The sequence below is a fragment of the Streptomyces sp. NPDC052052 genome (genome assembly GCF_040680455.1).
In the GTDB taxonomy this organism is placed as follows: Bacteria; Actinomycetota; Actinomycetes; order Streptomycetales; family Streptomycetaceae; genus Streptomyces.
Map to the genome: position 1 here is coordinate 212,583 of NZ_JBFAWU010000006.1, position 26,018 is coordinate 238,600.

The window sequence follows — 26,018 nt, forward strand, 5'->3', positions numbered from 1 at the left end:
GGAGGAGGGGCGAAGATGTGCAGGGGAACCTCGGCCCGATTCCGGCGGGCCGAGGTTCCGTTCCGTGTGGGTCCGTCACCATTCCTCGTAGTGGCGCTCGATGACCCGGAAGCTGCCCACGACGCCGTTGCGGACCCAGACGCCGTCCTTGACGCGGCCGGGGACCACGCCGTTGCTGGAGCTGTGGGGGCCGACGGTGGCGATGGGGGCGCCGTTGTCGCAGGTGGCGCCGCGGAAGACCTCGACGGTCCTGCGGCTGTCGTTGCTGATGTTGAGGCTCTTGGCGCCCAGGCCACTGACCACGGTGATGCAGCCACCGGGGAAGTCGCTGTAGGTGCGCTCGTTGATGTGGATGAGGCCCTCGTAGCGGTCCCGGTCCCCGTAGTCGTGGTCGTAGCCCTGGTCGCCGTAGCCCCGGTCGTCGTTGCCCCTGTCCTCGTCCCCCTTGCCGGTGTCGCTGCCGCCAGGAGCGGAGAGAGGGGTGGCCTGCTGAAGGACAGGGGCTGTACGGATCGGCTCCAGAGCGGCGGCCGAGGCGTAGGTGATGCCCGTGGTGGTCAGGGCCGAGGCGGCTGTGATGGCCGCAGTGACGACAGTGGAACGGGTAACCATGTCACGTCTCCTGTCTCAGAGAGGTTGGCTGAATAGCCGACCCGTGATCGCAAAGTACTGAGGGCCCTCATAGCTGTCATATCGGACGCGTTCGGGCGGTGGGTGACGGAGGGCCGTTCGAGGTACAGGGGATGCTGATGACTGGTCATCGGATAGTCAGGTAAAAGGGGGAAGTGCCCTTGTATGGAGAAGATTTGATGGGCCATTCGTCCTTCCGGGCGACGTTCTGATACTCAGTCACCCTCTGGTGCCAGCGTGTCCGTGTTGACATGGGGAGTGGTGTGGGGTGCATCCGTGGCGGCCTCGCCGAAGGCGTTCGGGGGTCCTCGTGGTGATGCTGCGCTGGGAGCGCGAGGAGCCCCGGCGCAGAACTGCGCCGGGGCTCGATTCGCGGACGTCGTGTCCGCAGCGGTGGAAGTGGCTCGGGTGCGTCAGGCGGTTCCGCGCTCCGCGTAGGCGGCCAGCTCCGCGAGGAACTCCTCACGCACGGCGGGGGCAGCCCACGAGATCTCGATGGCGTTGCGCTGGAGGCGCACCAGATCGGTGTCCGAGAGGGCCGCGGGTCCGCGCAGGGCGGCCAGGTTCTCCGCGACGTAACCCGGGAAGTAGGCCGGGTCGTCGGAGTTGACCGTGACCTTCACGTCCTGGTCGAGCAGGGCGCGGATCTCGGCCGCCTTCATGCCGTCGGTGACATGCGCGTTGGAGATGGGGCACACCGTCAGGCCGAGGCCGCGCTCCCGGATCCGCTCGATCAGCGACGGGTCCTCGAGGGCGTTCACGCCGTGGTCGATGCGGTCGACACCGATCTCCTCGATCACCTGACGGATGTGCTCCGTCGAGTTCTGCTGGTCGACATCGCAGTGCATCGTCAGCCGGAAGCCCTCGGCGCGCGCCCGCGCGAACACCGCGCGGAACTTCACCGGCGGATTGCCCGCCTCGTCCGAGTCCAGGCCGACACCGATGATCCACTCCTTGTAGGGGAGCGACTGCACCAGTGTGGTCATCGCGAACTCGGCCTGGAAGTCGCGGAGGAAGCACATCACGAGACGGCCCCTGAACCCGGTGGCGCGCTCCGCGTCGTCGAGGGCGCGGGTCAGGCCACGGATGACGGTGTCGAAGGCGACGCCGCGCGCCGTGTGCGCCTGCGGGTCGAAGAAGATCTCCGCATAGCGCACGTTCTGTGCGTGCGCCTTGGCCGCGTAGGCCGCCGCGAGGTCGTAGAAGTCCTGCTCGGTGCGGAGCACGGACATTCCCTCGTAGTAGACGGAGAGGAAGCCGGGCAGATCGTGGAAGTCGTACGCGGCGCGCAGTGCGGCCTCGTCGGCGTAGGGCAGCTCGATGCCGTTGCGCTGTGCCAGAGCGAACTTCAGGCCGGGTTCCAGGGTGCCCTCGATGTGCAGGTGCAGCTCGCACTTGGGCAGACCGGCGATGAACGCGTCCACGGGGACGGGTGCGGTGGTCATGAGTGAAGGCCTCGGCTCTCTACGTCAGTTGGAGGGGCGCACGATGTCGACGACGTCCTGGGTGCGGTAGTTGACGACGCCCAGGTCGGTGACGGCGTACTCGGGGATGGCGGTGATCTCCAGGAAGATCAAGTAGCCGAAGGCGGACGGGAGTTCGCAGCCGAGTGCGCGGGCGGCGGCCTCCAGGCGGTCCTCCGCTTCGGCCATCTCCTCCGGAGGGAGGTCGGCGACGATGCCGGCCACCGGAAGCGGCAGGAACTCCTGGATCTCGCCGCCGTCCACGACGACCTGACCGCCACCCTGCCGGGCCAGGTGATTCACGGCGAGGGCCATGTCGGCCCGGTCGGCGCCGACGCAGATGATGTTGTTGTCGTCGGGTGCCGCGGACGAGGCGATCGCACCGGAGCGCAGGCCGAACCCGTTGATCATCGCGGTGACCGTGGAGCCGCCGGTCTTCCCGTAGCGCTCGGAGACCGTGACGTACAGCGCGTCCTGGTCGAGGTCGGCGCGGACCGTGCCGTCCCGCACCGGCAGCGTCATCTCGACTCCCTCGCGCACGAACGGCACGGTGCGGTCCATCTCGACGACCAGCACGCGGACCTCGTCGCCCTCGGCCGCGACACCGATCGAGTCCTCGGTGAGCGGGGCGACCTGGAAGGCGGGGGAGAAGGCGGCGGAGCGCTCGGGGGCCTGCGGCACCTCGACGGTCCGGCCGTCCCGCGCGACCAGCTTCCCGCGCGCGAACACCCGCTCCACCTGGAACGACTCGGGGGAGTCGATGATCAGCACATCCGCGTACCGGCCCGGCGTGAGGGAACCGACGAGATGGTCGATCCGGTACATCTCGGCGCAGTTGAGCGTGGCCATCTGGATCGCCTCGACCGGTCGCACACCCGCCGCGATCGCCATGCGGACCAGCTTGTCGAGGTGGCCCTCGCGCAGGATGTCGGCGACATGCATGTCGTCCGTGCAGAAGCCGACCCGCCGCGACTGGGCGCCGAACTCGGTGACGGTGCGCACGTTCTCGTTCATGAAGTGCGCCACCGACGACTCACGGATGAGCAGCGACATGCCCGCGCGCAGCTTCTCCAGTGCCTCCTCGGCGGTGTAGCTCTCATGGTCGAGGCGGACGCCCGCGGCAGAGAGCGCGTTGATGGTGGTCGCCCCGGCCATCGGGGCGCAGCCGAAGATCGGCAGCCGGTTGCGGTGAGCGAGTTCGAGGGCGCGCAGCACCTTCTCGTCGCGGTTGAGAACGAACTCGGCGACGGTCTCCCACACGCCGAAGCAGTCCGCCCACTCCTGCGTCTCGGCGTGCTCCTCGGGCCCGAAGGAGAAGCCCACGGTCGTCTCGGGCAGTGTGTACGGCGTCTTGAACGGTGCACCCCAGAAGATCTTCATGGGGCTCGCGTCCGCTTCCCGGAGCGCCTCGCGGACCCCGTCCAGACCGGCGACGACGAGGAACTGGTCGAGTCCGGAGACGACCGAGGTGGTGCCGTACCGGGCGACGGCGTCGGCGAACATCGTCACCGACAGCTTGGAGCACTCCAGGTGCAGATGACCGTCGATGAGGCCCGGGGTGAGGTACTTGCCGGTCGCGTCGACGATCTCGGTGTCCGGGCCCTCGTACACCGAGACATCACCGGTCGCGGCGATCCGCTCGCCCGTGATGGCGACGTCGGCCGGGTAGATCTCGCCGGTGCAGACGTTGACGAGCTGCCCGCCCCTGATGATGCGGTCGGCCTTGACGACGCCCTCGGAGGCATCGATGAGGCTGCGGAGGCTGGGGTGGTTCATGGGAGTGGCTCCAGAGGGCGGTACGGGGGGTGGGAGGAAAGCCGCGCGGACGGTTCAGGCGGCGGAGGGCAGTGCGGCCTCGGCCCGGACGGTGCGGCGGGCGAGCAGCCAGTACACGACGCCGGCGACCAGGGCGCCCGCGAACACGGAGAGGTCCAGCCCGTCGGCGGCCTTGGACAGCGGGCCGACGAACACGGTGGAGTCGACCCAGAGCACGGCGGCGGCGAAGCCGAGCAGCACGGCGACCAGGCCGGCCGGGCGGAAGCCGCCCCGGTGCCAGTAGGTGCCCTTGTGGCCGGTCTCCTCGGGGAACAGTGAGGCCACGTCGTACCGGCCCCGGCGCAGTGCCCAGTCGGTGAGGTACACGGCGGCCCACGGGCCGAGCCACAGCACGATCAGACTGAGGAAGTTGGACAGGAGGGTGTAGAAGTCGGCGGAGAAGACCGCCCACAGGGTGATGCCGGTGCACAGCGACAGGTCGATGAAGACGACCATCCACCGCTTGATGGGCAGGCCGACAGCCAGCAGGTTCAGGCCCGAGGAGTACATGTCCGTGGTGTTCACGGCGAGCAGCGAGACGATCGCGAGCAGCAGGTACGGGGTGATGAACCAGCCGGGCAGGATCTCCGGCAGGCCGGAGATGGGGTCGGTGGCGTTGGTGGTCGCGGTGGCGACGGCGGCGCCGAGGACCTGGAGCAGGATGTTGGGCACCATGCCGCCGAGTGCGGCACACGCGAAGACCTTGCGCGGCGCGGAGTCGGCCGGCAGATACCGCGAGTAGTCACTGCCCATGTCTGCCCAGGACAGGCCGCCGGACGCGGTGACCATGGCAAGGACCAGGGAGATGGTCACGAGGGACGGGGCCTCGCCGTGGGTACCGAAGTCGGCCTTCGGTACGACGAGGAAGGCCATGACCGTGAACATCGCGGCGAAGATCCAGGCAAAGTACTTCTGGATCTTCATGATCAGGTGGTAGCCGGCCACCGGCAGCAGCATCTGAAGCCCCGCCGCGACGGCGATGACCAGCAGCTTCACGGGTGTGCCGGGGTCGATGCCGGCCTGGTCGAGCAGCGCCAGACCCGCCAGCACGATCAGCACCATGCCGCCCGCCTCGAAGCCGACGAGCATCACCCAGCTCAGCAGCGCCGGGAGCCGGCCCCCGCGCGGACCGAACGCGGCCCGTGAGACGGAGTGCGTGGAGGTGCCGGTGCGCGGGCCCTGGAGGCTGGTCAGGCCGGTGACGGCGAAACCCAGCACATTGCCGACGACGATCAGCGCGACCGCGTACCAGAAGGACAGGCCGAAGGAGACGACGAGCGCTCCGTACACGACGGTGAAGACGGTGGTGTTGGTCCCGGCCCAGAGCCCGAGCAGGCGACTGGGCCCGCCCTGGCGCTCCTCGGCGGGCACGGCGTCGATGCCACGCTGCTCGACCGTGAAGGCGGACGCGGTGGACGCGGTGGGCGCGGTGGAGTGGGTGGGCGCGGGGGATCCCGGCGGGGCGGTTCTGGTGGCCTCGGCCATGGTCGGCAGGCGTCCTTTGCGGGCTCGCGCCCCGGCCTGGGGGGACGGGGCGAGCGGTGTACAGGGCGGTCCGGCGGGGCCGGAAATGGTGCACGACGGTGTGCGGGGAGTGGGCGGCCCGCGGGACAGAGGTCCCGGGGGTGTCCGTGAAGACAGTGCCCAAACGTTTTGGCAACGTGCTGGACGGTAATGCCTAAACGTTTTGGCAGTCAACCGGTAAGCTCGCTGCCATGTCAGACGTCACAGAGCCGACGGGCCCCATCACGCCGCGCCAAGCGCGCTCCGGCTCCCGTACGCCCGCCGGCGCGGCCAAGGGGGGCGGGCTGCGTGAGGTCGCCCGCCGGGCCGGTGTCTCCGTCACCACCGCCTCGCATGCGCTCAACGGGGTCGGCCGGGTCGGCGCCGGGACCCGCGAGCGTGTCCTCGCCGTCGCCGCCGAGATCGGCTACCGCGCCAACCCCAACGCGCGCGGCCTGCGTGGATCCCGCACCGGACTGCTCGGCCTGACCCACCGCACCGCCGTCGAGGGCGGCATCACCGACATCGAGTACTTCGTCAAGATCGTGAACGCCGCGACCTGGACGGCCATGGCGTACGACTACTCCCTCGTACTCGTTCCGCCGTCGCTGGACGGCCGCCCCTTCGACTCGCTGCCGCTGGACGGCACCATCGTCATCGACCCGCTCACCGGCGACCCGCTGCTGAGCCGCCTGCTCGGGATGGGTGTCCCTGTCGTCACCACCGGCCGTGACCTGTCCCGCATGGACGCCTTCCCCTGGGTCGACAACGAGCTGTCCACCTGCGCCGTCGCCGCCTTCGAGCACCTCGCCGCCACGGGGGCCCGCCGGATCGGGCTGCTGACCGGCTCGACCGGCCAGTCGTACGACGAGGACGCGACAAGCGCCTACCGCGACTGGTGCGACCGCACCGGCCGTCCCGTGCTCATGGACCGGGCCGAGCCCGGCACCGACTCCACCGCCGCTGCGCTGCGCCTGCTCACTCGCCCCGACCGCCCCGACGCCCTGTACGTCGTGATGGAGAAGTTCGGCTTCGCCACCCTCGCCGTCTGCCGCGAGCTCGGGCTCCGGGTGCCCGACGACGTGCAGATCGTGGTGGGCGCCGACGGGGAGTTCGCGCGCAGCGCGCGCCCCGCGCTCACCGCGCTGGACCTGGCCCCCGAGGAGATCGGCAAGCAGGCCGCCGAGCTGCTGATCGACGTCATCCGGCGGCCGCGGGAGGCCGGAGCCGGCCCTGAGCACCGGCTCGTCCCGGCCAAGCTGTTGCCCCGCGCCTCCACCCTGCCGGTGCCCACGGAGCGTTGAGGACGCCCCTACGCAGAACGGCTACGCCTTGCGGCCGGTCCCGGCCGCCCCGTGCGCCCGTGGTCGGTGCGGTGTGCATCGAGCCCGGCCTCCGGTGCGGCACCCGCTGTCGGGCGGGCGTGGGATGCGCCTGAGGCAGCTGAAAACGTGGAAACGGAACCCCCGGAGTGGCGGCCCGGCCGGTCGCGCCGAGGGGGCGAGCCGTGGCGCCGCCATGGCTGCCGTCACCCGTTCGGACGTGTGCGTGTCCCGTGTGACGCGGAGCCTCCCAGGTGCGCGGCGCGGCGGCCACCCGAAAAGAGCTGGTGCGGATGTCTTCTCTGGACTCGGGGAGCGCTGTTACATTCCGGAAAACAGGAATTCATTTCAGTCTGTGACTGGAGGCTCCCATGACGGTCGTCGATGCTGTGCCCACCGTGCAGATGCCGGTTGATCGAGCGTTGCCACCGTCGATGGTCGAGCGCGTGACGCTCATCATGGACGTGTTCGAGGGGCAGACGGTCCGGCTGTCCCTCGAAGAAGTGGCCCGGTACACGCAACTGCCCAGGTCGACGGCGCACCGGATTCTCGATCAGCTGGTGCGGCTGTGCTGGCTCGAGCACACCGGGCTCGGCTACGGGCTGGGGCGCCGCGCCCTCCGGTTCGGCGGGGGCGACGGCGCGCACGGCAGGATCCGCGAGTCCGCCGCGGCCCGGCTGCACCAGCTGCAGATCAAGACCGGCATGGTCGTTCATCTGGCCGTGCTGGACGGACCGGACGTCTACTACCTCGACAAGGTCGGCGGCCGCTTCGCAGCTGCTGTCCCGTCGCGTGTCGGTGGCCGGGCACCGGCCCACTCGACAGCGCTCGGCAAGGCCATGCTGGCCTGGCTGGAACCGGAGGATGTCGAGGTCAGGGCGGGTCACTCGATCCGTCGCCAGACCCAGCGCACGATCTCCGACATGAGCACCCTGCATCAGGAGCTCAACCGCATCCGGCGTCGTCACGGTCTCGCGTTCGAGCGCGGTGAGTGTTTCCCCGACATCGCGTGCGTCGCCACCGCGGTTCGCGGTCCCGAGGGGCCCGTCGCCGCCATCTCCCTGGTGGGGGACACCTGCTCCCCGCTGGAGAAGGTCGCCCCGCTGGTGGTGGACGCGGCCCGGCAGGTGTCCCTCGAGCTGTTCCCCGAGCGGGAGACGCCGGTCAGGGGGGCGCGCCGGGTGGCGGACATCCCGGAGGAGACATGGTCCCCGCAGACCCTGGACCGCCTGCTCGCCGCGAGTGAGTACGGCGACTGGCTGTAGGCCGCACGCGGGGCCTGCGGGCCCCGGCCCAGGAACCGCCCGGACCCCGGCGCGCGGCCGGTCGCCCCTGGGGGCCCCGCTCACCCCCAGTGGTCGCCCCAGCCCCACAGGTCGGGGACCACGATGTCCGTCGGGCTCTCCACACCGAAGCCGCCGCGGAAGAAGAGCATCGGCTCCCGGTCGGTCACGTCCTCCAGGCCGAGGACCCGGCCCACTACCACGTCGTGGTCGCCCGCGGTGTGCACGTCGTATACATCCGCGTGCACCCGGGTCAGGACCCCGGGCAGCGACGGCGTCCCCCAGCGGGAGAGTTCCCACTCCAGTCCCTCGTACTTGAGGCCCTTGCTGGAGCCGAACCTGCTGCAGAGGTCGGTCTGCTCGGCCGCCAGGATGTTCACGGTGAACCGGCCCGACTCCCTGATCCTCGGCCACGCCCGCCCCCGGTGATCGGCGCAGAACAGCACGAGAGCCGGTTCGAGCGAGACGGACGCGAACGACTGGCAGGCGAACCCGACAGGATCGCCGTCCGGACCGATCCCGGTCACCACGGTGACCCCGGACGCGAACGTCCCCATGGTGCGCCGCATCTGCAGGGGCGTCGGATCGACGTGCTCAGGGGCCGCCTCGGGTGCGGACAGGGGCTCTGCGGTCATCGGTTTCACCTCGAGGGGGACGGCGCGGTGGTGTGCCCGAGTGCGGGCAGGGTGCCGAAGGTAGGACACCGGCCGCTCGCGTCGGCCGCCCGTTCCCGATGAGTGGAACGGTGTCCGGACGGCGCCGCTGGGGCCGCCCCCGCACCCTTGTGACCGGGGGTATCCCGCTGACCGAGACGCCCGCCGCGCCGCCCCGGTGGCCGTGGCTACTGTCCAGGAACCGATCACACGGGACCAGTGGCGGCCCGGAGCCGATGACCACTCCAAACCCCCGGTCACCAGGTGCATCCGATCAACGAGGTCAATGAGGCAGGGAAAATGACGGAGCTGAGTCACGACTCCACATTGCGCGAACTCGCGACCGATCAGGGCGTGTTGCGCTACCACGAGGCCGGCAACGGCCCGCCCCTGCTGCTGTTGCACGGATCCGGCCCCGGGGTCACGGGCTGGCGCAACTTCCGGCACAACCTGAGCACGTTCGCGGAGCACTTCCGCTGCCTGATCCTGGAGTTTCCCGGGTTCGGGGTCAGCGACCCGACCGACGGCCACCCCATGGCGACGGCGGCCTCGTCCGTGACCCGGTTCCTGGACGGGCTCGGGCTGGAGCAGGTCGACATCATCGGCAACTCGATGGGCGGCATCATCGGCGCCCAGTTCGCGCTCGCCCACCCCGACCGGGTGCGCCGCCTCGTGACGATCGGCGGGATCGGCCGGAACGTGTTCAGCCCGGGCCCCGGCGAAGGCATCAAGCTGCTCACGGAGTTCACCGACGCGCCGTCCCGGGAGGGCCTGGTGCGCTGGCTGAACTCCATGGTCTACGACCCCTCGCTGGTGACCGAGGAGCTCATCGAGGAACGGTGGACGCAGGCCACCGACCCCGACACACTGGCCTCCGCCCGCCGGATGTACGGCAGTGCGGCGTTCGCGGCGACCGCCGCCGCCGCTGCCGCGTCCGACGCACCCCCGTACTGGGCCATGCTGCACCGGCTCCGCGCCAAGACCCTGCTCACCTGGGGGCGCGACGACCGGGTCAGCCCCGTCGACATGGCGATCCTTCCCATGCGCACCATCCCGGACGCCGAACTGCACGTCTTCCCTGATTGCGGGCACTGGGTGATGATCGAACAGAAAGCGGCCTGGGAGAGCACTGTCCTCGCCTTCCTCACCCGCAAGGACGCGGCATGAGCGCCCGCGCCCAGGAAGCCTGGGACGAGGAGTTCGACTTCGTCGTGGTCGGCAGCGGCGGAGGCGGCATGGCGGCCGCCCTGACCGCGGCCGACAGCGGCCTCTCCACCGTGGTGGTCGAGAAGGGGTCCAAGTACGGCGGCTCGACCGCAATCTCCGGCGGCGGCATCTGGATCCCCAACAACCCCACCCTGCGGGCCAAGGGACACGACGACAGCCGTGAGTCGGTGCGTCGCTACCTCGACGTGCTCACCGAGGACCGGGTGCCGGGCGCCCGCCTCGACGCGTACGTCGACCAGGGACCGGACGCCATGGCACTGCTCGGCAAGAGCCGCTGGCTGCGGTTCTTCTGGGTCAAGGGCTACGCCGACTACCACCCCGAGTACGACGGCGGACGTCCGCTCGGCCGGTCCATCGAGGCACTGCCCTTCGACACCCGCAAGCTCGGCGAGGACGAGAAGTACCAGCGGCCCAACAGCATGAAGGGTCCGCTCGGACTGTGGATCACCGCGAAGGACTACCGGAGCCTCGCCATGGTCAAGCGGACCTGGCGCGGACGCTGGGCCTCCGTGATCGCCGCCTGGCGGGTCTCGTCGAACATGGTGCGCCGCCGCCACATGGCGACCGGCGGCCGGGCCCTGGTGGCACGCATGCGCATGGCGCTCCAGGACGCCGGCGTCCCGGTATGGCTGCGCAGCCCGATGACCGAGCTCGTCACCGACGGGCAGGGCACCGTCACCGGTGTGGCCGTGGAGCGCGACGGCAGGACCGTACGGGTCCGCGCCCGGCACGGGGTGCTCCTGGCCACCGGCGGGTTCGACCACAACCAGGAGATGCGCGAGAAGTACCTCCCCGAGGGCGGTAGGGACAACCACAGTGCCGGGGCCCGCGAGAACGTCGGCGACGGCATCATCGCCGGCCAGGCCCTCGGCGCCGCCCTCGACTTCATGGACGACGCCTGGTGGATGCCGTCCGTGCACCATCCTGCCGGTGTCACGATCCCGCTGGTCTCCGAGCGGTGCATCCCGCCGTCGGTGATCGTCTCCGGGGACGGAAAGCGTTTCACCAACGAGTCCTCCCCGTACGTGAACTTCGTGCATGACCAGCTCGCAGGCCAGCATGTTCCCGCCTGGTTCGTGATGGACGCCAAGGCGCGGGCCCGCTACCCCTTCGCCCAGATCCTGCCCGGCCTGCCGTTCCCCAAGGCGTTCTACGAGAACGGCACCGTGCACCGGGCGGACAGCATCGCCGAGCTCGCGCGGAAGATCGGCGTCCCCGAGGGCACGCTCACCGAGACCGTCGAAAGGTTCAACGGCTTCGCCCGGAGCGGCACGGACACCGACTTCGGCCGCGGGGACAGCGCCTACGACCGCTACTACGGCGACCCGACCCTGAAGAACCCCAACCTCGACGAGATCGACAAGGCCCCCTACTACGCCATCCGCATCGAGGTCGGTGACCTCGGCACCAAGGGCGGCCTCGTCTGCGACGAGCACAGCCGGGTGCTGCGCGAGGACGGATCGGCCATCGCCGGGCTCTACGCCACGGGCAACACCTCCGCATCGGTGATGGCCAACGAGTACGCGGGACCGGGCGCCACCATCGGCCCGTCCATCGTGTTCGGCTACATCGCGGCCCGGCACGCCGCCGAGGACCGCACGCGGACAGGCGCCACCGGAGGCACCGCATGAGTCCCGCACTGACCGTACGGGTCGTCGAAGTGATCCGGGAGACGGCCGACGCGCACTCGCTGGTCCTGGAACCGGCCGAGTCGGACCGGGCCCGGTTCACGTACCGGCCGGGCCAGTTCCTGACCGTCCGGGTGCCGTCCGAGCGCCCCGGCGGAGCCGCCCGCTGCTACTCCCTGTGCAGTTCCCCGGTACGCGACGAGCACCTGAAGGTCACCGTCAAGCGCACCCCGGGCGGCTACGCCTCCCACTGGATCTGCGACAACGTCACCAAGGGCGACACCCTGGAGGTGCTGCGGCCCGCGGGCACCTTCACCCCCGACTCGCTCGACGGGGACTTCCTGCTGCTCGCCGCGGGCAGCGGCGTCACCCCGGTGATGTCGATCCTCACGTCCGCCCTGCACGCCGGGACCGGCACGGTCACCCTCCTCTACGCCAACCGCGATGAGCAGTCCGTGATCTTCCGTGACGAACTGGCCGCCCTGGCCAGGGAGTACGGGGAGCGGCTCACCGTTCTGCACTGGCTGGAGTCCGTGCAGGGCCGGCCCACGGCAGCCGGTCTGCGGGCCCTCGTCGGACCGTACGCCGGGCGACCCGCCTTCATCTGCGGGCCGGGCCCGTTCATGGACCTGGCCACCGGAGCGCTCGCGGACCTGGGCGTGCCACCGAACCTGATCACGGTGGAGCGGTTCAACTCGCTGGCCGGCGACCCCTTCGCCGAGCCGGATTCGGAGTCGGAGCAGGAACCGGACAGTGCCGGGCCGCCGGTCACGGCCGAGGTGGAGCTGGACGGCGAAAGCCGCACCGTCGAGTGGCCGCGGGGCAAGTACCTGCTGGACGCACTCCTCAAGGCGGGCCTGGACGCGCCGTACTCCTGCCGGGAGGGCAGTTGCAGTGCCTGCGCCTGTGTGCTCGTCGAGGGCGAGGTGGCCATGGACCACAACGAGGTGCTCGACGCGCAGGACCTCGCCGACGGACTCATCCTCGCCTGCCAGGCGCGCCCGGTCAGCGACCGGCTGAAGGTCACCTATGACGGCTGACCCGTCCTCCCCGCTCCGCACCTACCCGAATCGGATGAGGTTTCCACAGTGACCAAGGCCACCGCCGCGATCGTCGGATCCGGCAACATCGGCACCGACCTGATGTACAAGCTCCTGCGCTCCGAGTTCATCGAGCCGCGCTGGATGATCGGCATCGACGAGCAGAGCCCCGGCCTCAAGCGGGCCGCCGACCACGGCCTGCACACCAGCGCCGACGGTGTCGACCCGCTGCTGGCCGGCGACGAGCGACCCGACCTGGTCTTCGAGGCGACGTCCGCGTACGTCCACCGGGCCAACGCCCCCAAGTACGCCGAACTCGGCATCCAGGCCATCGACCTGACCCCCGCGGCCATCGGCCCCGCGGTGGTGCCCGCCGTCAACCTCGGTGAGCACCTCGACGCGCCGAACGTCTCCCTCATCACCTGCGGGGGACAGGCCACCATCCCGATCGTGCACGCCGTCTCCCGGGTCACCGAGGTGCCCTACGCGGAGATCGTCGCGAGCGTCGCATCGCCGTCCGCCGGGCCCGGAACCCGGGCCAACATCGACGAGTTCACGCTCACCACGAGCCGGGGTATCGAGAAGATCGGCGGCGCGGCCAAGGGCAAGGCCATCATCATCCTCAATCCGGCCGAACCCCCGATGCTGATGCAGGACACCGTCTTCTGCGCCGTCCCCGCCGACGTCGACCGGGACGCCGTCACGGCGTCGATCCACGAGACCGTCGCGCGAGTCGCCTCGTACGTACCCGGCTACCGGCTGCGCACCGAGCCGCAGTTCGACGAACCGACCGCGGTCAGCGGCGGATTCGCCCGCGTGGCGGTGTTCCTGGAGGTGGAGGGCGCGGGCGACTTCCTGCCGCCGTACTCCGGGAACCTCGACATCATGACCGCCGCCGCCACCGAGGTCGGCGAGGGCTTCGCCCAGCGGATCGTCTCCCGTCGCGCCGGCGCCTGAAACCGAGGAGTACACGAGTCATGCCCTTCAGCTCCGACCTGGACATCCGCGTCACCGACTCGTCCCTGCGGGACGGCTCGCACGCCAAGCAGCACCAGTTCACGGTCGATCACGTCACCTCCATCGTGGCGGCCCTCGACGACGCGGGCGTCCCCGTCATCGAGGTCACGCACGGCGACGGCCTCGGCGGTTCGTCCTTCAACTACGGCTTCAGCCACACGCCCGAGCAGGAACTCATCAAGGCCGCGGTCAAGACCGCGCGGAGGGCGAAGATCGCCTTCCTGATGCTGCCCGGCCTGGGGCTCCAGGACGACATCCGCGAGGCCGCCGACAACGGCGCCGCGATCTGCCGGATCGCCACCCACTGCACCGAGGCGGACATCTCCGTCCAGCACTTCGGCCTCGCCCGCGAACTGGGCCTGGAGACCGTCGGGTTCCTGATGATGTCGCACAGCAGTCCGCCGGAGGAACTGGCCCGGCAGGCGCGCATCATGGCCGACGCCGGCTGCCAGTGCGTGTACGTGGTCGACTCCGCGGGCGCGCTCGTCCTGGAGCAGACCAGCGACCGCATCGCGGCGCTGGTCGCCGAACTCGGCGACGACGCACAGGTCGGCTTCCACGGCCACGAGAACCTCGGCCTCGGTGTGGCCAACTCGGTGCTCGCGGTGCGCGCCGGGGCCACGCAGATCGACGGATCGACGCGCCGGTTCGGCGCCGGCGCGGGCAACACACCCGTCGAGGCATTCGCCGCCGTCGCCGAGAAGCTCGGCATCCGTACCGGCATCGACGTCCTGAAGATCATCGACGCGGCCGAGGACGTGGTACGTCCCGTCATGGACGGCGAGTGCCTGCTCGACCGCATGTCACTGACGATGGGTTACGCCGGTGTCTACTCCAGCTTCCTGAAGCACGCCGCCCGGCAGGCCGCCACCTACCAGGTGTCCGGCGCCGAGATCCTCATGGAGGCGGGCCGCCGCAAGCTCGTCGGCGGCCAGGAGGACCAGCTCATCGAGATCGCGGTCGGCCTCGCGGCGAAGAACGGCACGCCCACCGCGCAGAACACCCCGGGGAAGTGAGAACAGCCATGTCCAATCCGGTACTCGAAGCCGTTGAAGCACGGGCCGACGAGATCCGCGCACTCGGCCCCTCCAACGAGGCGCTCGGCAGGCTCGACGACCAGACCGCGAAGATCCTGCGGGACGTCGGTGCCATCCGCATGCTCCAGCCCAAGGCCTACGGCGGCCTCGAACTGCACCCGCGCGAGTTCGCCGAGACCATCATGAAGATCGCCTCCCTGGACGGGGCCACGGGCTGGGTCGCCGGCGTCGTCGGTATCCACCCGTGGGAGATGGCGATGGCCGACCCGCGGGTCCAGGAAGAGATCTGGGGCGAGGACCCCGACACCTGGATCGCCTCTCCGTACGCGCCGATGGGCCTGCTGAAGCCGGTCGACGGCGGCTACATCTTCAACGGCCGCTGGCAGTTCTCCTCCGGCACCGACCACTGCCGGTGGATCTTCCTCGGTGGTTTCCTCGCCGACGGCGACGGCAACCGGCTCAACCCTCCGCAGTCCGTGCACGTCATCCTGCCGCGCGCCGACTACGAGATCGTCGAGGACTCCTGGGACGTCGTCGGGCTGCGTGGCACCGGCAGCAAGGACATCATCGTCAAGGACGCCTTCGTGCCCGCCCACCGGGTCATCGACTACGCCAAGGTCGTCGACGGCTCGCTCGCCGCCGAGTCCGGGCTGACCAACCCCGCCTACCACATGCCGTTCTCCGCCGCCTTCCCGCTCGGCATCACCGCGGCCGTGATCGGTATGTGCGAGGGCACCCTCGCCCACCACCTCGACTACCAGCGCAACCGGGTGCAGATCACCGGCCAGGCCGCGAAGGACGACCCGTACGTCCTCTACGCCGTCGGCGATGCGGCAGCCGAGATCGCCGCCTCCCGCGCGGCGCTCCTCGACAACATCTGTCAGGTGTACGACATGGTGGCGGCCGGCCAGGAGGTCAGCTTCGCGCGGCGTGCCGTCGGCCGGCGCAACCAGGTCGCCGCCGCCTGGCGGGCGGTCCGCGCGGTCGACGAGGTCGTCGCCCGTTCCGGCGGCAACGCGCTGCGCATGGACAACCCGATCCAGCGCTTCTGGCGTGATGTGCACACCGGTCTGGTCCATGCCATCCACGTGCCGGGCTCGGTCTTCCACGCCTCGGCCCTGACCGACATCGGCATCGAGCCGCCGCAGGGCCCGATGCGCTCGATGATCTAGCGCCGCAACAGACAACGTTCGCCCCGTCGCGACGCCCGGCACGCCGAGAACACGCACCGGACACCGCTCCATGACCGGCAAACGTTGCCTGCCGCGGCACGTACGCCGGTCACGGCAGCGCCGGACTTCGGCGACCCGGCCGCCGTCCGGCCACCTTCCGGCCGGCGGCCCCCAGATGAGGGAGGAATACATATGACGCAGATCCGTGGACTCGGATATCTCCGGGTCCAGACCCGTGACATCGACCGATGGCGCGAACTCACGGTGGACGCCCTGGGCTTCGCCGAGGGTTCGGGGCCGGACCCCGACGGCCTCTACCTGCGCATGGACGAACGCCGCGCCCGGCTCGTCGTCCTGCCCGGCGACAGCGACCGCGTCCTGTCGATCGGCTGGGAGGTGCGCGACCAGTTCGCGCTCGCCGCGGTCGGCCGCGCCGTCGAGGCGTCGGGTACGGCGGTGAAGCTGCTCAGCCAGCAGGAGGCAGACGACCGCGGTGTCGAGCAGGGCATCACCTTCGAGGACCCTGCCGGGATGCCCGTCGAGGTGTTCTTCGGCCCGATCCTCGACCACAGCCCCGTACTGACCAGCCTGGGCCAGCGGTTCGTCACCGGCGGCCAGGGGATGGGGCACGTGGTGCTGCCCACCACCCGCATGGAAGAGACGATCTCCTTCTACACCGAGGTGCTCGGCTTCCTGCCGCGCGGCGCGATCAGGGTCGGCGGCCAGTCGCCCGACGCCTCGCCCCGCCGAGTGCGTTTCATGGGCGTCAACGAGCGCCACCACAGCCTCGCCGTGTGCCCCGCCCCGCACGCCGGGGACCCCGGCATGGTGCACCTGATGGTGGAGGTGGACACCCTGGACGCGGTCGGCCGCGCCCTCGACAACGTGGGCAGGCAGGGCTTCTCGCTCTCCTCCACCCTGGGCCGGCACACCAACGACAAGATGGTGTCGTTCTACGTGCGCGCACCCGGCGGCTGGGACATCGAGTACGGCTGCGAGGGGATGCGCGTCGACGAGCGGTACTACACCGCCGAGGAGATCACTGCCGACAGCTACTGGGGCCACGACTGGTCCGGGTCCGAGCCGTTGGCGGCCTTCACCCCGCCCGGGGCGGCCACGTGACCACTGCGCAGCGGGTGGCTCCCGTCCGCGCGGAGACGGTCACCCACTACGACGCGGAGACCGACGTCCTGGTCGTCGGCTTCGGCTGTGCGGGAGCGGCCGCCGCGTTCGAGGCGGCCTCGGCAGGCGCCGACGTCCTGGTCCTGGAGCGGGCGGGCGGCCCCGGCGGGTCGTCGGCCCTGTCCGGCGGTGAGCTGTATCTGGGCGGCGGCACCCCGGTGCAGAAGGCGTGCGGCTTCGAGGACAGCGCGGACGACATGTTCGCGTACCTCCGGGCCGCACTCGGGCCGCACGCCGACGAGGAGAAGCTGCGCCTGTACTGCGACGGGAGCCTCGCGCACTACGAGTGGTTCGTGGAGCGCGGACTCACCTTCGAGCCGACCCTGTGGGATGCGCCGACCTGGATGCCGACCACCCGGGACGGACTGATGTGGCTGGGCGAGAACGCCTGGCCCTACCACGAGATCGCCCGGCCCGCACCGCGCGGCCACCGCTGCGCCACCGAGGCGTACGGCGGCTGGCTGGTGATGGAGAAGCTGGTGGCAGCCGCCCAGGGGGCGGGGGCCGCCGTGCACGCCGACACCCTGGCGACCGCGCTGATCGTGGACGCGGCCGGGCGGGTCGTCGGCGTCACCGCCCGTCACCACGGCGAGGACCGGACGTACCGGGCCCGCAGGGCGGTGGTGCTGACCACCGGTGGGTTCGTCGACAACGAGGAGATGCTCGCCGACCACGCGCCGCAGCTCATCGGGCACGGCAAGGTCAGCGACGGACTCGACGACGGCAGCGGCATCCGGATGGCCTCCGCGATGGGTGCCGCCACCCGGCGGATGGGTGTGGTCGAGCTGGCGCTCACCGCACTGCCCGCCATGGTGACCCGGGGCATGCTGGTGAACGCCCACGGGCAGCGCTTCATCAACGAGGATGTCTACCCCGGCCTCTTCAGCGTGGCCGCGGTGCTGACCCAGCCCGCCCCCTACTGGGTCGTCATCGACGAGGAGGGGTACGAGTCGATCCCCGAGCGGGAACGCTGGGGCGTGCTCCCGCAGTTCGTCTGCGAGACCCTGGCGGAGCTGGAGGCCGAACTCGGCATGCCGCAAGGCGCCCTGGAATCCACGGTCGGCACGTACAACACGTACGCGGCACAGGGGCAGGACCCGTACTTCCACAAGGACGCACGCTGGCTCAGGCCCCTGAAGGGTCCGTTCGCGGCGGTCGACCCGAGGATCGGCTTCCACCAGGGCGGCCGGCAGAGCGCCGGGGCCGGGACCGGGGTCGCCGGGTTCACCCTCGGCGGGCTGCACACCACCGTGGACGGTGCGGTGCTCGACGTGTCCGGAGCGGCCGTGCCCGGTCTGTTCGCGGCGGGCCGTGCGACGTCCGGCATCCACGGCGAGGGCTACATCAGCGGCACGTCGCTGGGCGACGGGACGTTCTTCGGCCGGCGGGCGGGGGTCGCTGCGGCGGGCAACGCCTGAGCAGAGCAAAGAGGCCGGGTACGCGCGATCGGCGCGTACCCGGCCTCTTCGTCGCGTCCGCCGGACCCGGGGGAGTGGAACCGGCGGACGCAACGCCCAGGGGATGCTGTGATGGACGTCAGCCCTCGTGGCCCGGGGAACCGGGGTGCGGCTCGTCCTCGTCGCGGTCCACGACCCCGATCGTGCCGAGCAGCGCGGCCTCACGGATCGTGTCGCGCAGAGACCCGCAGCCCCGGAAGTACCGGGCTCCGGGATCCCGTTCCGCGCACGTCTCCACGGCCCGGGCGTTCCACTGCACGCTCGTCTGCTGCCAGCTGCTCTTGCGCACCAGGACCTGCGCGGCGCATCGTGCGCACTCCAGGGGTTCCATCGGCGCGCCGTCGGTGAGCCGGTTGTCGACCCGCATCAGGCCGGCCGGCTCTCGGCAGCGGCGGCCTTGCGGGCGAGGTTCGCCTCGACCTCCTTCTGCCATGCCTCGACGGGCCGGGTGGTGTCCAGCTCGAACTCGAAGCGATCGGTCATCTCCGGCTTCACGTCGGCGACGTCCACATAGAACTGCTCGTACCAGCGACGGAGTTGGTAGACCGGTCCGTCCTCCTCGCACAGGAGGGGGTTGTCGATGCGGGCCTTGTTCTTCCAGATCTCGATGTCCTGCTCGAAGCCGAGCTTGATGAACTGCGCCATTCCCTTGGCGAGTTCATCGGCAGCGCCACCCGGCATGGAGGTCGAGCGCTTGACGATGATGCCGTACTGGAGGATGAACCGGTTGGCGTCGACCGGGTAGTGACAGTTGATCAGGACGGACTGCACGTCACCGGTGTCGTAGTGGTACGTGAGGTCGTCGATCATGAACGACGGGCCGTGGTACGAGGCGTCCGAGGTGCTGCCGATGGTCTTCGACTTGCCGTCGCGCTCCTGCGGGCGGGCGTCGGGCCTGCCGGTGGCGCGCATGTGCTGGCTGGCGGTGTGGCCCTCGAAGACGTTCTTGAAATACGTCGGGAAGGAGTAGTGGACGTAGAAGAAGTGGGCCATGTCCACGACGTTGTCCACGACTTCACGGCAGTTGGCGTCGACGACGGTCTCGTACCAGACCCAGTCGGTCCACTCGTCGCTCGTCGCCCCCGGGATGCGGGGGATGGTCACGTCGGCGGGCGGGGGGTTGCCCTCCGGGTCGTTCCAGACGAAGAGCATGCCGTCCTGGTCCAGGGTCTGCCAGGCCGCTGTGCGGGCCCGCAGCGGAACGCGCTTGGAGTACGGGATCTGCTTGCAGCGGCCGTCGCCGCCCCAGCGCCAGTCGTGGAAGGGACAGGCGACATGGTCGCCCTTGATCGTGCCCTGCGAGAGGTCGCCACCCATGTGGCGGCAGTACGCGTCCAGGACGCTGAGCGTGCCGTCGCCCGCCTGGAACACCACGAGCTTCTGGCCGAACGCCTGGACCGCGTGCGGCTTGCCGTCCTTGAAATTCTCCGCGAGGCCCAGGCAGTGCCAGCCGCGCGCGAAACGGGTGGGTGCCGCAGTGGCCTCGATGGCCCTGACGTCGTCGTGTGCTGACTCGACTGCGCTCACGTGGTTCTCATCCCCTCAGGACGCGTGGTATCCGCGATCCGGGCGACAGGCCTGGACCGGTATTCGGACGGTAGGCGGGGACACCGGTGTCCGGGCGGGGAGTCCCACTGACCGGAACCGGTGTTTCCGGGGGCCTCGGTGGCCGGTCCCGGTCGGTGGGACCGGGCCCGCTTGGCGGTACCGGCCGGGGGTACAGTCCGCCGCCTTGTCCGCAGGCAACAGTGAAGGGGTCCGTGATGAACCGATTCGACGGTGTGAAAGTCCTGCTGACCGGGGCGGGGTCGGGGATCGGCCGAGCCACCGCGCTGCGGCTGGTGTCCGAGGGGGCGGCCGTGTTCGCCGTCGACCTGTCGTCCGAGGGCCTGGCGGAGACCGCCGCCACGGCGTCCGGGCCGGGACGGATCGTGACCCGGGTCGCCGATGTCACCGACGAGGACGCGGTGGTCGAGACCGTACGCGCAGCAGCCGAGGGGCTCGATGGGATCGACGTGCTGGTGAACGTGGCGGGCATCCACCGGACCACGCCGATCGACCGGCTGACCGTGGCCGACATGCAGCGGCTGTTCCTGGTCAACACGGTGGGCGCGGCCCTGTTCTGCCGGGAGGCGCTGCCCCTGCTGCCGGACGGATCCGGCGTCATCGTCAACGTGGTGTCCTCGGCGGCTGCGCACGGGAACCCGTACATGACCGCGTACGCCGCCTCCAAGGGCGCGCTCCTCGGGTTCTCGCTGTCGCTGGCCGCCGAGGTCGCGCACCGCGGCATCCGGGTGGTGCCCGTCTCGCCCGGCTCGGTCGCCACCCCGCTGGCCGGGCCGCACGTACTGCCGCCGGATCTCGACACTTCCTACTACCGGCGCATCCGGGCCCCGTTCGGCGTTGCCGAGCCGGAGCAGATCGCCGGGGTGATCGCCTTCGCGGCGTCGCGGGACGCGGGCTACCTCACCGGGGCGGAACTCCGGGCCGACGGCGGATCGCACATCTGACGGGGCATGAAGGCCGCGCGGGACCCCGGCCCGGTGCGCGCGGCCACTCAGCGGGACTGGGCCTTGCCTATTTCGAGAACGAATTCTAGTTTTCTCTTCGTCAGTCTCCCGGCCCCGAGGATGCGGGCCCTCACACCCTTTGGAGCGTCATGACCGAGGCAGTCATCGTCGAAGCCGCTCGGACGCCGGTCGGGCGGCGCCGCGGCGTCCTGTCCGGGCTCCACCCGGCAGAACTCCTCGGGCTGGCCCAGAAGGGCCTGATCGAGCGGGCCGGCATCGCCCCCGACACCGTGGAGCAGGTCATCGGAGGCTGCGTCACCCAGGCCGGTGAACAGTCCAACAACGTCACCCGCAACGCCTGGCTGCACACCGGACTGCCGCACACCACCGCGTGCACCACCATCGACTGCGCCTGCGGATCGTCCCAGCAGGCCGTGCACCTGGTCGCCGCACTGATCGGCGCGGGTGCGATCGAGACCGGCATCGGCTGCGGCGTCGAGTCGATGAGCCGGGTCTTCCTCGGCGCGGCCCTCACCCCCGACAACGGTCGCCCGGTGCCGGAGAGCTGGTCCCTGGACATGCCCGACCAGTTCACGGCGGCCGAACGCATCGCCCGCAACCGCGGCATCACCCGGGCCGACGCGGACGCCCTCGGCCTCGCCTCCCAGCAGAAGGCCGCACGGGCCTGGGCCGAAGGCCGCTTCGAGGGGCAGATCATCGAGATCGAGGCTCCCGTCATCGGCCCCGACGGGCCCACCGGCGAGACCCAGCACGTCGGCCGAGACCAGGGGCTGCGCGACACCACGGCCGAGGCGCTGGCCGGCCTGCGACCGGTCATGCCCGACGGTATCCACACCGCCGGGAACTCCTCCCAGATCAGTGACGGCGCCGCCGCCGTCCTCATGATGAGCAGGGAGCGCGCCGCCCGCGAAGGCCTGCGTCCGCGCGCCCGGATCGTGGCCTCCGCCATGGTCGGCTCCGACCCCTACTACCACCTCGACGGACCCGTCGCGGCGACCGAGAAGGTGCTGCGCACCGCCGGCATGACCCTCGACGACATCGACATCGTCGAGATCAACGAGGCCTTCGCCTCCGTCGTGCTGTCCTGGGCCCAGGTCCACAAGGCGGACCTGGACAAGGTCAACGTCAACGGCGGAGCCATCGCGCTCGGACACGCCGTCGGTTCCACCGGGGCCCGGCTCATCACCCAGGCCCTGCACGAACTGGAGCGCACGGGCAAGTCCACCGCGTTGATCACCATGTGCGCCGGCGGGGCGCACGCGACCGCCACCATCATCGAACGCATCTGAGGGGCGTCATGACCATCGGGCTCACCCAGGAGCACCGCGACCTGCGCGACGCCGTGCGCGCCTTCGCGAACCGTCACATCACCGAGGACACCCTCCGGTCGGCGGCCGACGCCGACAAGGAGACCCTGCCCGGTCACTGGAGCGGCCTCGCCGCACAGGGACTGCTCGGACTGCACCTGCCGGAGGAGGCGGGCGGCGCGGGTTACGGACTCGTCGAACTCGCCGTGGTCACCGAGGAACTCGGCCGCGCGGTCGCCCCCGGACCCTTCGTGCCGACGACGCTCGCCTCGGCCGTCCTGCACGCCGCCGGACACCGGACGTACCTCGCCCCGCTCGCCGCCGGTACCACCGTCGGCGCGGTTGGACTCGCCCCCGGCACCCTCGCCCTGACCCGTGCCGACGACGGCACCGTCAACGTCACCGGCACCTCCGAACTCGTCATCGGCGGACACCTCGCCGACGTGTTCGTACTCCCCGCCACCGACGGCGACCGCACCACCTGGCTCGTGCTGCCCCGCGCGGCCGTCGACACCACCGACGTCCGCAGCCACGACCTCACCCGCCGCTCGTCCCGGGTGACCGCCGACGCGGTCACGGTGCCGGCCGGCGACCTCCTGGACCTCGACCCGCAGACGCCCAGGGACCTCGCCGCGACCCTGTTCGCCGCCGAGGCCTCCGGCATCGCCGACCGCTGCGTGAACACCGCGGCCGAATACGCGCGGGTACGGGAGCAGTTCGGCCGGCGCATCGGCCAGTTCCAGGGCGTCAAGCACCGCTGCGCCCGCATGCTCGCACAGGCCGAACAGGCCCGCGCCTGCGCCTGGGACGCCGCCCGCGCGAGCAGCACCGAGGGCACCGACCCCCGTGAGGCCTCGCTGGCCGCCGCCGTCGCCGGGGCCGTCGGCGTCGATGCCGCGTTGACCGCCGCGAAGGACTGCATCCAGGTACTCGGCGGCATCGGCTTCACCTGGGAGCACGAAGCGCATCTCGCCCTGCGCCGCGCCCACACGCTCCGTATCGCACTGGGCCCCGCGGCCGCCTGGCGCCGCCGCGTCGCCCGCCTCAGCCTGGACGGCACCCGCCGGACCCTGGGCGTCGAACTGCCGCCGGAGGCCGAGGCCGTACGGGAGGGCATCCGGGCCGAACTGCGGGCCGCCGCGGCCCTGGACGGCAAGGAACGCCTGACCCACCTGGCCGACCACGGCTACACCGCCCCGCATCTGCCGGCCCCCTGGGGCAAGGGCGCCGACCCCGTGACCCAGCTGGTCATCGCCGAGGAACTGGCAGCCGGCGAACTCACCCCCGTCGACATGATCATCGGCGGTTGGGTGGTGCCCACACTCATCGCCCACGGCGACCCGGACCAGCAGAAGCAGTTCCTCGCACCGAGCCTGCGGGGCGACATCGTCTGGTGTCAGCTGTTCAGCGAACCCGGGGCGGGATCCGACCTGGCCGCCCTCACCACCCGCGCCGAGAAGGTGGACGGTGGCTGGCGGATCACCGGACAGAAGGTGTGGACCTCCATGGCCCGCGACGCCCACTGGGGCGTCCTGCTCGCCCGCACCGATCTCGACGTGCCCAAGCACAAGGGCATCTCCTACTTCCTCCTCGACATGAAGAGCCCGGGCCTCGACATCCGGCCGCTGCGGCAGATCACCGGGGAGGCCGAGTTCAACGAGGTCTTCCTCGACGAGGTGTTCGTGCCCGACGAAGGGCTCGTCGGCGCACCCGGCGACGGCTGGAAACTCGCGCGCACCACCCTCGCCAACGAACGCGTCGCCCTCTCCCACGACTCGGTCGGCTCCGGCGCGGGGGCCCTGCTGAAGATCGCCGCCGCGTCCGACGGACTCGACGACGAACAGCTCACCACGCTCGGCGGCCACCTGTGCGACGCGCAGGCCGGCGCCCTCCTCTCCCTGCGCACCACGCTGCGCACCGTCTCCGGACAGCAGCCCGGAGCCGAGGCGTCCATCGCCAAACTGCTCAGCGTGGAACACCAGCAGCAGGTCTGGGAGACCTGTATGGAATGGCAGGGCACCGCCGCGCTGACCGGCGAGGGCGAACGCCACGACGCGACCTGGATGTTCCTCAACTGCCGCTGCCTGTCCATCGCGGGCGGGACGACGGAGGTCCAGCTGAACATCATCGGAGAGCGCCTCCTCGGGCTGCCCCGCGATCCCGAGCCCACCGAGAAAGGCTGACCATGCCCATCGACCGCGACAAGGCGCTGAACGCGGACCCGTCCGTCCGCGAGATCCGCTGGACCACCCGTGACGTACTGCTGTACCACCTGAGCCTGGGCGCCGGTGCCGATGCGGCCACCGACCCCGAACTGCACCTCACCTATGAACGCAACCTCGCCGTGCTCCCGACCTTCGCCGTCGTGGCCGGCTCCGGGATCTCCGCGGGAGAGGGCATCGTGCCGGGCTTCGACATGCCCGGCATCGACATCGATCTGCGGGCCGTGCTGCACGCGGGTCAGGGCCTGCGGATCCACCGCCCCCTCCCGGCGTCGGGCACCGCGACACTCCGCTCGCGCGTCGCCGAGGTGTGGGACAAGGGCAAGGCCGCGCTCATCGTCCTGGAGGCCGCGGCCACCGGCCCCGGCGACGAACCGCTGTGGACCATGACCACCCGCATCTGGGTCCGCGGCGAGGGCGGCTTCAGCAACGACCCCGGTCCCGAGGAGAACTGGACGGCCCCGGACCGCCCCGCCGACACCGTGCTCACCACCACGACCACACCCCAGCAGGCCCTGTGGTACCGGCTCAACGGCGACCTCAACCCGCTGCACGCGGACCCGGCCTTCGCCCGGTCGGCCGGCTTCGACCGGCCGATCCTGCACGGGCTGGCCTCCTACGGGCTGGTCGGCAAGGCCCTCGTCGACGGCGTCCTCGACGGCGACGTCACCCGCCTCACCGGGCTCGCCGTCCGCTTCGCCGGACCCCTCGTTCCCGGGGAGTCGATCGTCACGTCCGTATGGCACGACGGAACGGCGGAAGACGGCACCGAGCGGTACGTGCTGCACGCGGCCTGCCCCGAGCGCGACGGCGCGCCCGTGCTCACCCACGCCACGGCGACGGTGAGGTCATGAGCGTCTCGGCCTGCCGGGCCGACGAGAAGGCCGCCGGACCGCGCCTGGGCGCCGAACCGCACGAGGACGGCGTCGATGTGGCGGTCGCCGCCGCCCGCCGGCTGATCGGCGCACTGCTGCGGGCCGGTGACCAGTCCGGCGCCGACATGGCCGAGATCGCCGCCCAGCTGGACGCCGTCACCGACCGGCTCACCGAACGGGCCCCCACGGTCCGCGAACGCCTCGCCGTGATGTGGCGGGGCGAGGGCGTGACCCGGCACGACCCCGTCACCGGCCCGGAGAACGCCCTCGCACCGCCGTTGCGGCTGCACGGCAAGGACGACGGCTCGGTCGAGGGCGTCGTCACACTCGACCTGCCCTACCAGGGGCCGCCCGGACATGTGCACGGCGGCATCTCCGCACTGCTCCTCGACCACACCCTGGGCATGGCCAACCACTGGAGCGGCCCCTCCGGGATGACCGCGGAACTGACCCTGCGCTATCTGCGGCCCACCCCGTTGTTCGAACCCCTGACGGTCACCGCACGGCAGGTCTCGGTGGACGGTGCACGGATCCGCACCGAAGGCGCGATCTCGGCCGGCGGCCGCACCTGCGTCACCGCGGAGGGCCTGTTCATCGACAAGCAGCTGCCCAGACCCAGCTGACGTACCGGTCGGCGGCCCCGCACAGCCGCCG

At 70.9% G+C, this 26,018-nt stretch carries 22 protein-coding genes; 15 read left to right on the forward strand and 7 right to left on the reverse strand.

What is annotated here, in order from left to right:
* Positions 1 to 75: 75 nt before the first annotated feature.
* The 4 genes from AB0L71_RS09715 to AB0L71_RS09730 form a co-directional block, all read right to left on the reverse strand.
* A complete protein-coding gene (locus AB0L71_RS09715; protein ID WP_365240185.1) occupies positions 76 to 612 on the reverse strand; it encodes a hypothetical protein in 537 nt (178 codons plus the stop codon).
* 431 nt (positions 613 to 1,043) lie between these two features.
* On the reverse strand, positions 1,044 to 2,075 hold the full coding sequence (gene add / locus AB0L71_RS09720) for an adenosine deaminase (protein WP_365240187.1): 1,032 nt from the start codon (positions 2,073 to 2,075) through the stop codon (positions 1,044 to 1,046).
* A gap of 24 nt (positions 2,076 to 2,099) precedes the next feature.
* Positions 2,100 to 3,869 (reverse strand): adenine deaminase C-terminal domain-containing protein, encoded by a 1,770-nt coding sequence (locus AB0L71_RS09725; RefSeq protein ID WP_365240190.1) that lies wholly within the window; start codon positions 3,867 to 3,869, stop codon positions 2,100 to 2,102.
* Positions 3,870 to 3,923: 54 nt separating this feature from the next.
* Entirely contained in the window at positions 3,924 to 5,393 is a 1,470-nt protein-coding gene (locus AB0L71_RS09730; RefSeq protein ID WP_365240192.1) for a cytosine permease, read from the reverse strand.
* 230 nt (positions 5,394 to 5,623) lie between these two features.
* On the opposite strand from AB0L71_RS09730, the gene AB0L71_RS09735 reads away from it, so the two are divergent.
* Both AB0L71_RS09735 and AB0L71_RS09740 read left to right on the forward strand, forming a co-directional pair.
* Positions 5,624 to 6,715 (forward strand): LacI family DNA-binding transcriptional regulator, encoded by a 1,092-nt coding sequence (locus AB0L71_RS09735; RefSeq protein WP_365240194.1) that lies wholly within the window; start codon positions 5,624 to 5,626, stop codon positions 6,713 to 6,715.
* Positions 6,716 to 7,104: 389 nt separating this feature from the next.
* On the forward strand, positions 7,105 to 7,998 hold the full coding sequence (locus AB0L71_RS09740; protein ID WP_365240196.1) for an IclR family transcriptional regulator: 894 nt from the start codon (positions 7,105 to 7,107) through the stop codon (positions 7,996 to 7,998).
* 80 nt (positions 7,999 to 8,078) lie between these two features.
* On the opposite strand, the gene AB0L71_RS09745 is transcribed toward AB0L71_RS09740, so the two are convergent.
* On the reverse strand, positions 8,079 to 8,651 hold the full coding sequence (locus AB0L71_RS09745) for a flavin reductase family protein (RefSeq protein WP_365240198.1): 573 nt from the start codon (positions 8,649 to 8,651) through the stop codon (positions 8,079 to 8,081).
* Between the two features lie 318 nt (positions 8,652 to 8,969).
* Here AB0L71_RS09745 and AB0L71_RS09750 point away from each other — a divergent pair, with 318 nt between their 5' ends.
* The 8 genes from AB0L71_RS09750 (at position 8,970) to AB0L71_RS09785 (ending at position 18,390) form a co-directional block, all read left to right on the forward strand.
* Entirely contained in the window at positions 8,970 to 9,836 is an 867-nt protein-coding gene (locus tag AB0L71_RS09750; RefSeq protein WP_365240200.1) for an alpha/beta fold hydrolase, read from the forward strand.
* Positions 9,833 to 11,527 (forward strand): FAD-binding protein, encoded by a 1,695-nt coding sequence (locus AB0L71_RS09755; protein WP_365240202.1) that lies wholly within the window; start codon positions 9,833 to 9,835, stop codon positions 11,525 to 11,527. The genes AB0L71_RS09750 and AB0L71_RS09755 overlap by 4 nt, the downstream gene beginning before the upstream one ends.
* Complete coding sequence (locus AB0L71_RS09760) at positions 11,524 to 12,564, forward strand: ferredoxin--NADP reductase (RefSeq protein WP_365240204.1); 1,041 nt, start codon at positions 11,524 to 11,526, stop codon at positions 12,562 to 12,564. The genes AB0L71_RS09755 and AB0L71_RS09760 overlap by 4 nt, the downstream gene beginning before the upstream one ends.
* Positions 12,565 to 12,612: 48 nt before the next feature.
* Complete coding sequence (locus tag AB0L71_RS09765; protein ID WP_365240206.1) at positions 12,613 to 13,521, forward strand: acetaldehyde dehydrogenase (acetylating); 909 nt, start codon at positions 12,613 to 12,615, stop codon at positions 13,519 to 13,521.
* A gap of 20 nt (positions 13,522 to 13,541) precedes the next feature.
* Entirely contained in the window at positions 13,542 to 14,597 is a 1,056-nt protein-coding gene (dmpG, locus tag AB0L71_RS09770; protein WP_365240208.1) for a 4-hydroxy-2-oxovalerate aldolase, read from the forward strand.
* A gap of 8 nt (positions 14,598 to 14,605) precedes the next feature.
* A complete protein-coding gene (locus AB0L71_RS09775; RefSeq protein WP_365240210.1) occupies positions 14,606 to 15,790 on the forward strand; it encodes an acyl-CoA dehydrogenase family protein in 1,185 nt (394 codons plus the stop codon).
* A gap of 192 nt (positions 15,791 to 15,982) precedes the next feature.
* Positions 15,983 to 16,912: a VOC family protein gene (locus AB0L71_RS09780; protein ID WP_365240212.1), complete on the forward strand. Its 930-nt coding sequence runs from the start codon at positions 15,983 to 15,985 to the stop codon at positions 16,910 to 16,912.
* Complete coding sequence (locus AB0L71_RS09785; RefSeq protein ID WP_365240214.1) at positions 16,909 to 18,390, forward strand: FAD-dependent oxidoreductase; 1,482 nt, start codon at positions 16,909 to 16,911, stop codon at positions 18,388 to 18,390. Before AB0L71_RS09780 ends, AB0L71_RS09785 begins: the two co-directional genes overlap by 4 nt.
* A 118-nt stretch (positions 18,391 to 18,508) precedes the next feature.
* On the opposite strand, the gene AB0L71_RS09790 is transcribed toward AB0L71_RS09785, so the two are convergent.
* Positions 18,509 to 18,796 carry a ferredoxin gene (locus AB0L71_RS09790; RefSeq protein ID WP_365240216.1) on the reverse strand — a complete coding sequence of 96 codons (288 nt, stop codon included), beginning with the start codon at positions 18,794 to 18,796 and terminating at the stop codon, positions 18,509 to 18,511.
* Complete coding sequence (locus AB0L71_RS09795) at positions 18,796 to 19,956, reverse strand: Rieske 2Fe-2S domain-containing protein (protein ID WP_365240218.1); 1,161 nt, start codon at positions 19,954 to 19,956, stop codon at positions 18,796 to 18,798. Before AB0L71_RS09795 ends, AB0L71_RS09790 begins: the two co-directional genes overlap by 1 nt.
* Positions 19,957 to 20,192: 236 nt before the next feature.
* Between AB0L71_RS09795 and AB0L71_RS09800 the strand changes: the two genes are divergently transcribed.
* The 5 genes from AB0L71_RS09800 (at position 20,193) to AB0L71_RS09820 (ending at position 25,987) form a co-directional block, all read left to right on the forward strand.
* A complete protein-coding gene (locus tag AB0L71_RS09800; protein ID WP_365240220.1) occupies positions 20,193 to 20,939 on the forward strand; it encodes an SDR family oxidoreductase in 747 nt (248 codons plus the stop codon).
* Positions 20,940 to 21,088: 149 nt separating this feature from the next.
* Entirely contained in the window at positions 21,089 to 22,249 is a 1,161-nt protein-coding gene (locus AB0L71_RS09805; RefSeq protein ID WP_365240222.1) for a steroid 3-ketoacyl-CoA thiolase, read from the forward strand.
* An 8-nt stretch (positions 22,250 to 22,257) separates the two neighbouring features.
* On the forward strand, positions 22,258 to 24,450 hold the full coding sequence (locus AB0L71_RS09810) for an acyl-CoA dehydrogenase (protein ID WP_365240224.1): 2,193 nt from the start codon (positions 22,258 to 22,260) through the stop codon (positions 24,448 to 24,450).
* A gap of 2 nt (positions 24,451 to 24,452) precedes the next feature.
* Positions 24,453 to 25,343, forward strand: a complete 891-nt coding sequence (locus tag AB0L71_RS09815) for a MaoC/PaaZ C-terminal domain-containing protein (RefSeq protein WP_365240226.1) — start codon at positions 24,453 to 24,455, stop codon at positions 25,341 to 25,343.
* On the forward strand, positions 25,340 to 25,987 hold the full coding sequence (locus tag AB0L71_RS09820) for a PaaI family thioesterase (protein WP_365240228.1): 648 nt from the start codon (positions 25,340 to 25,342) through the stop codon (positions 25,985 to 25,987). The genes AB0L71_RS09815 and AB0L71_RS09820 overlap by 4 nt, the downstream gene beginning before the upstream one ends.
* Positions 25,988 to 26,018 lie beyond the last annotated feature (31 nt).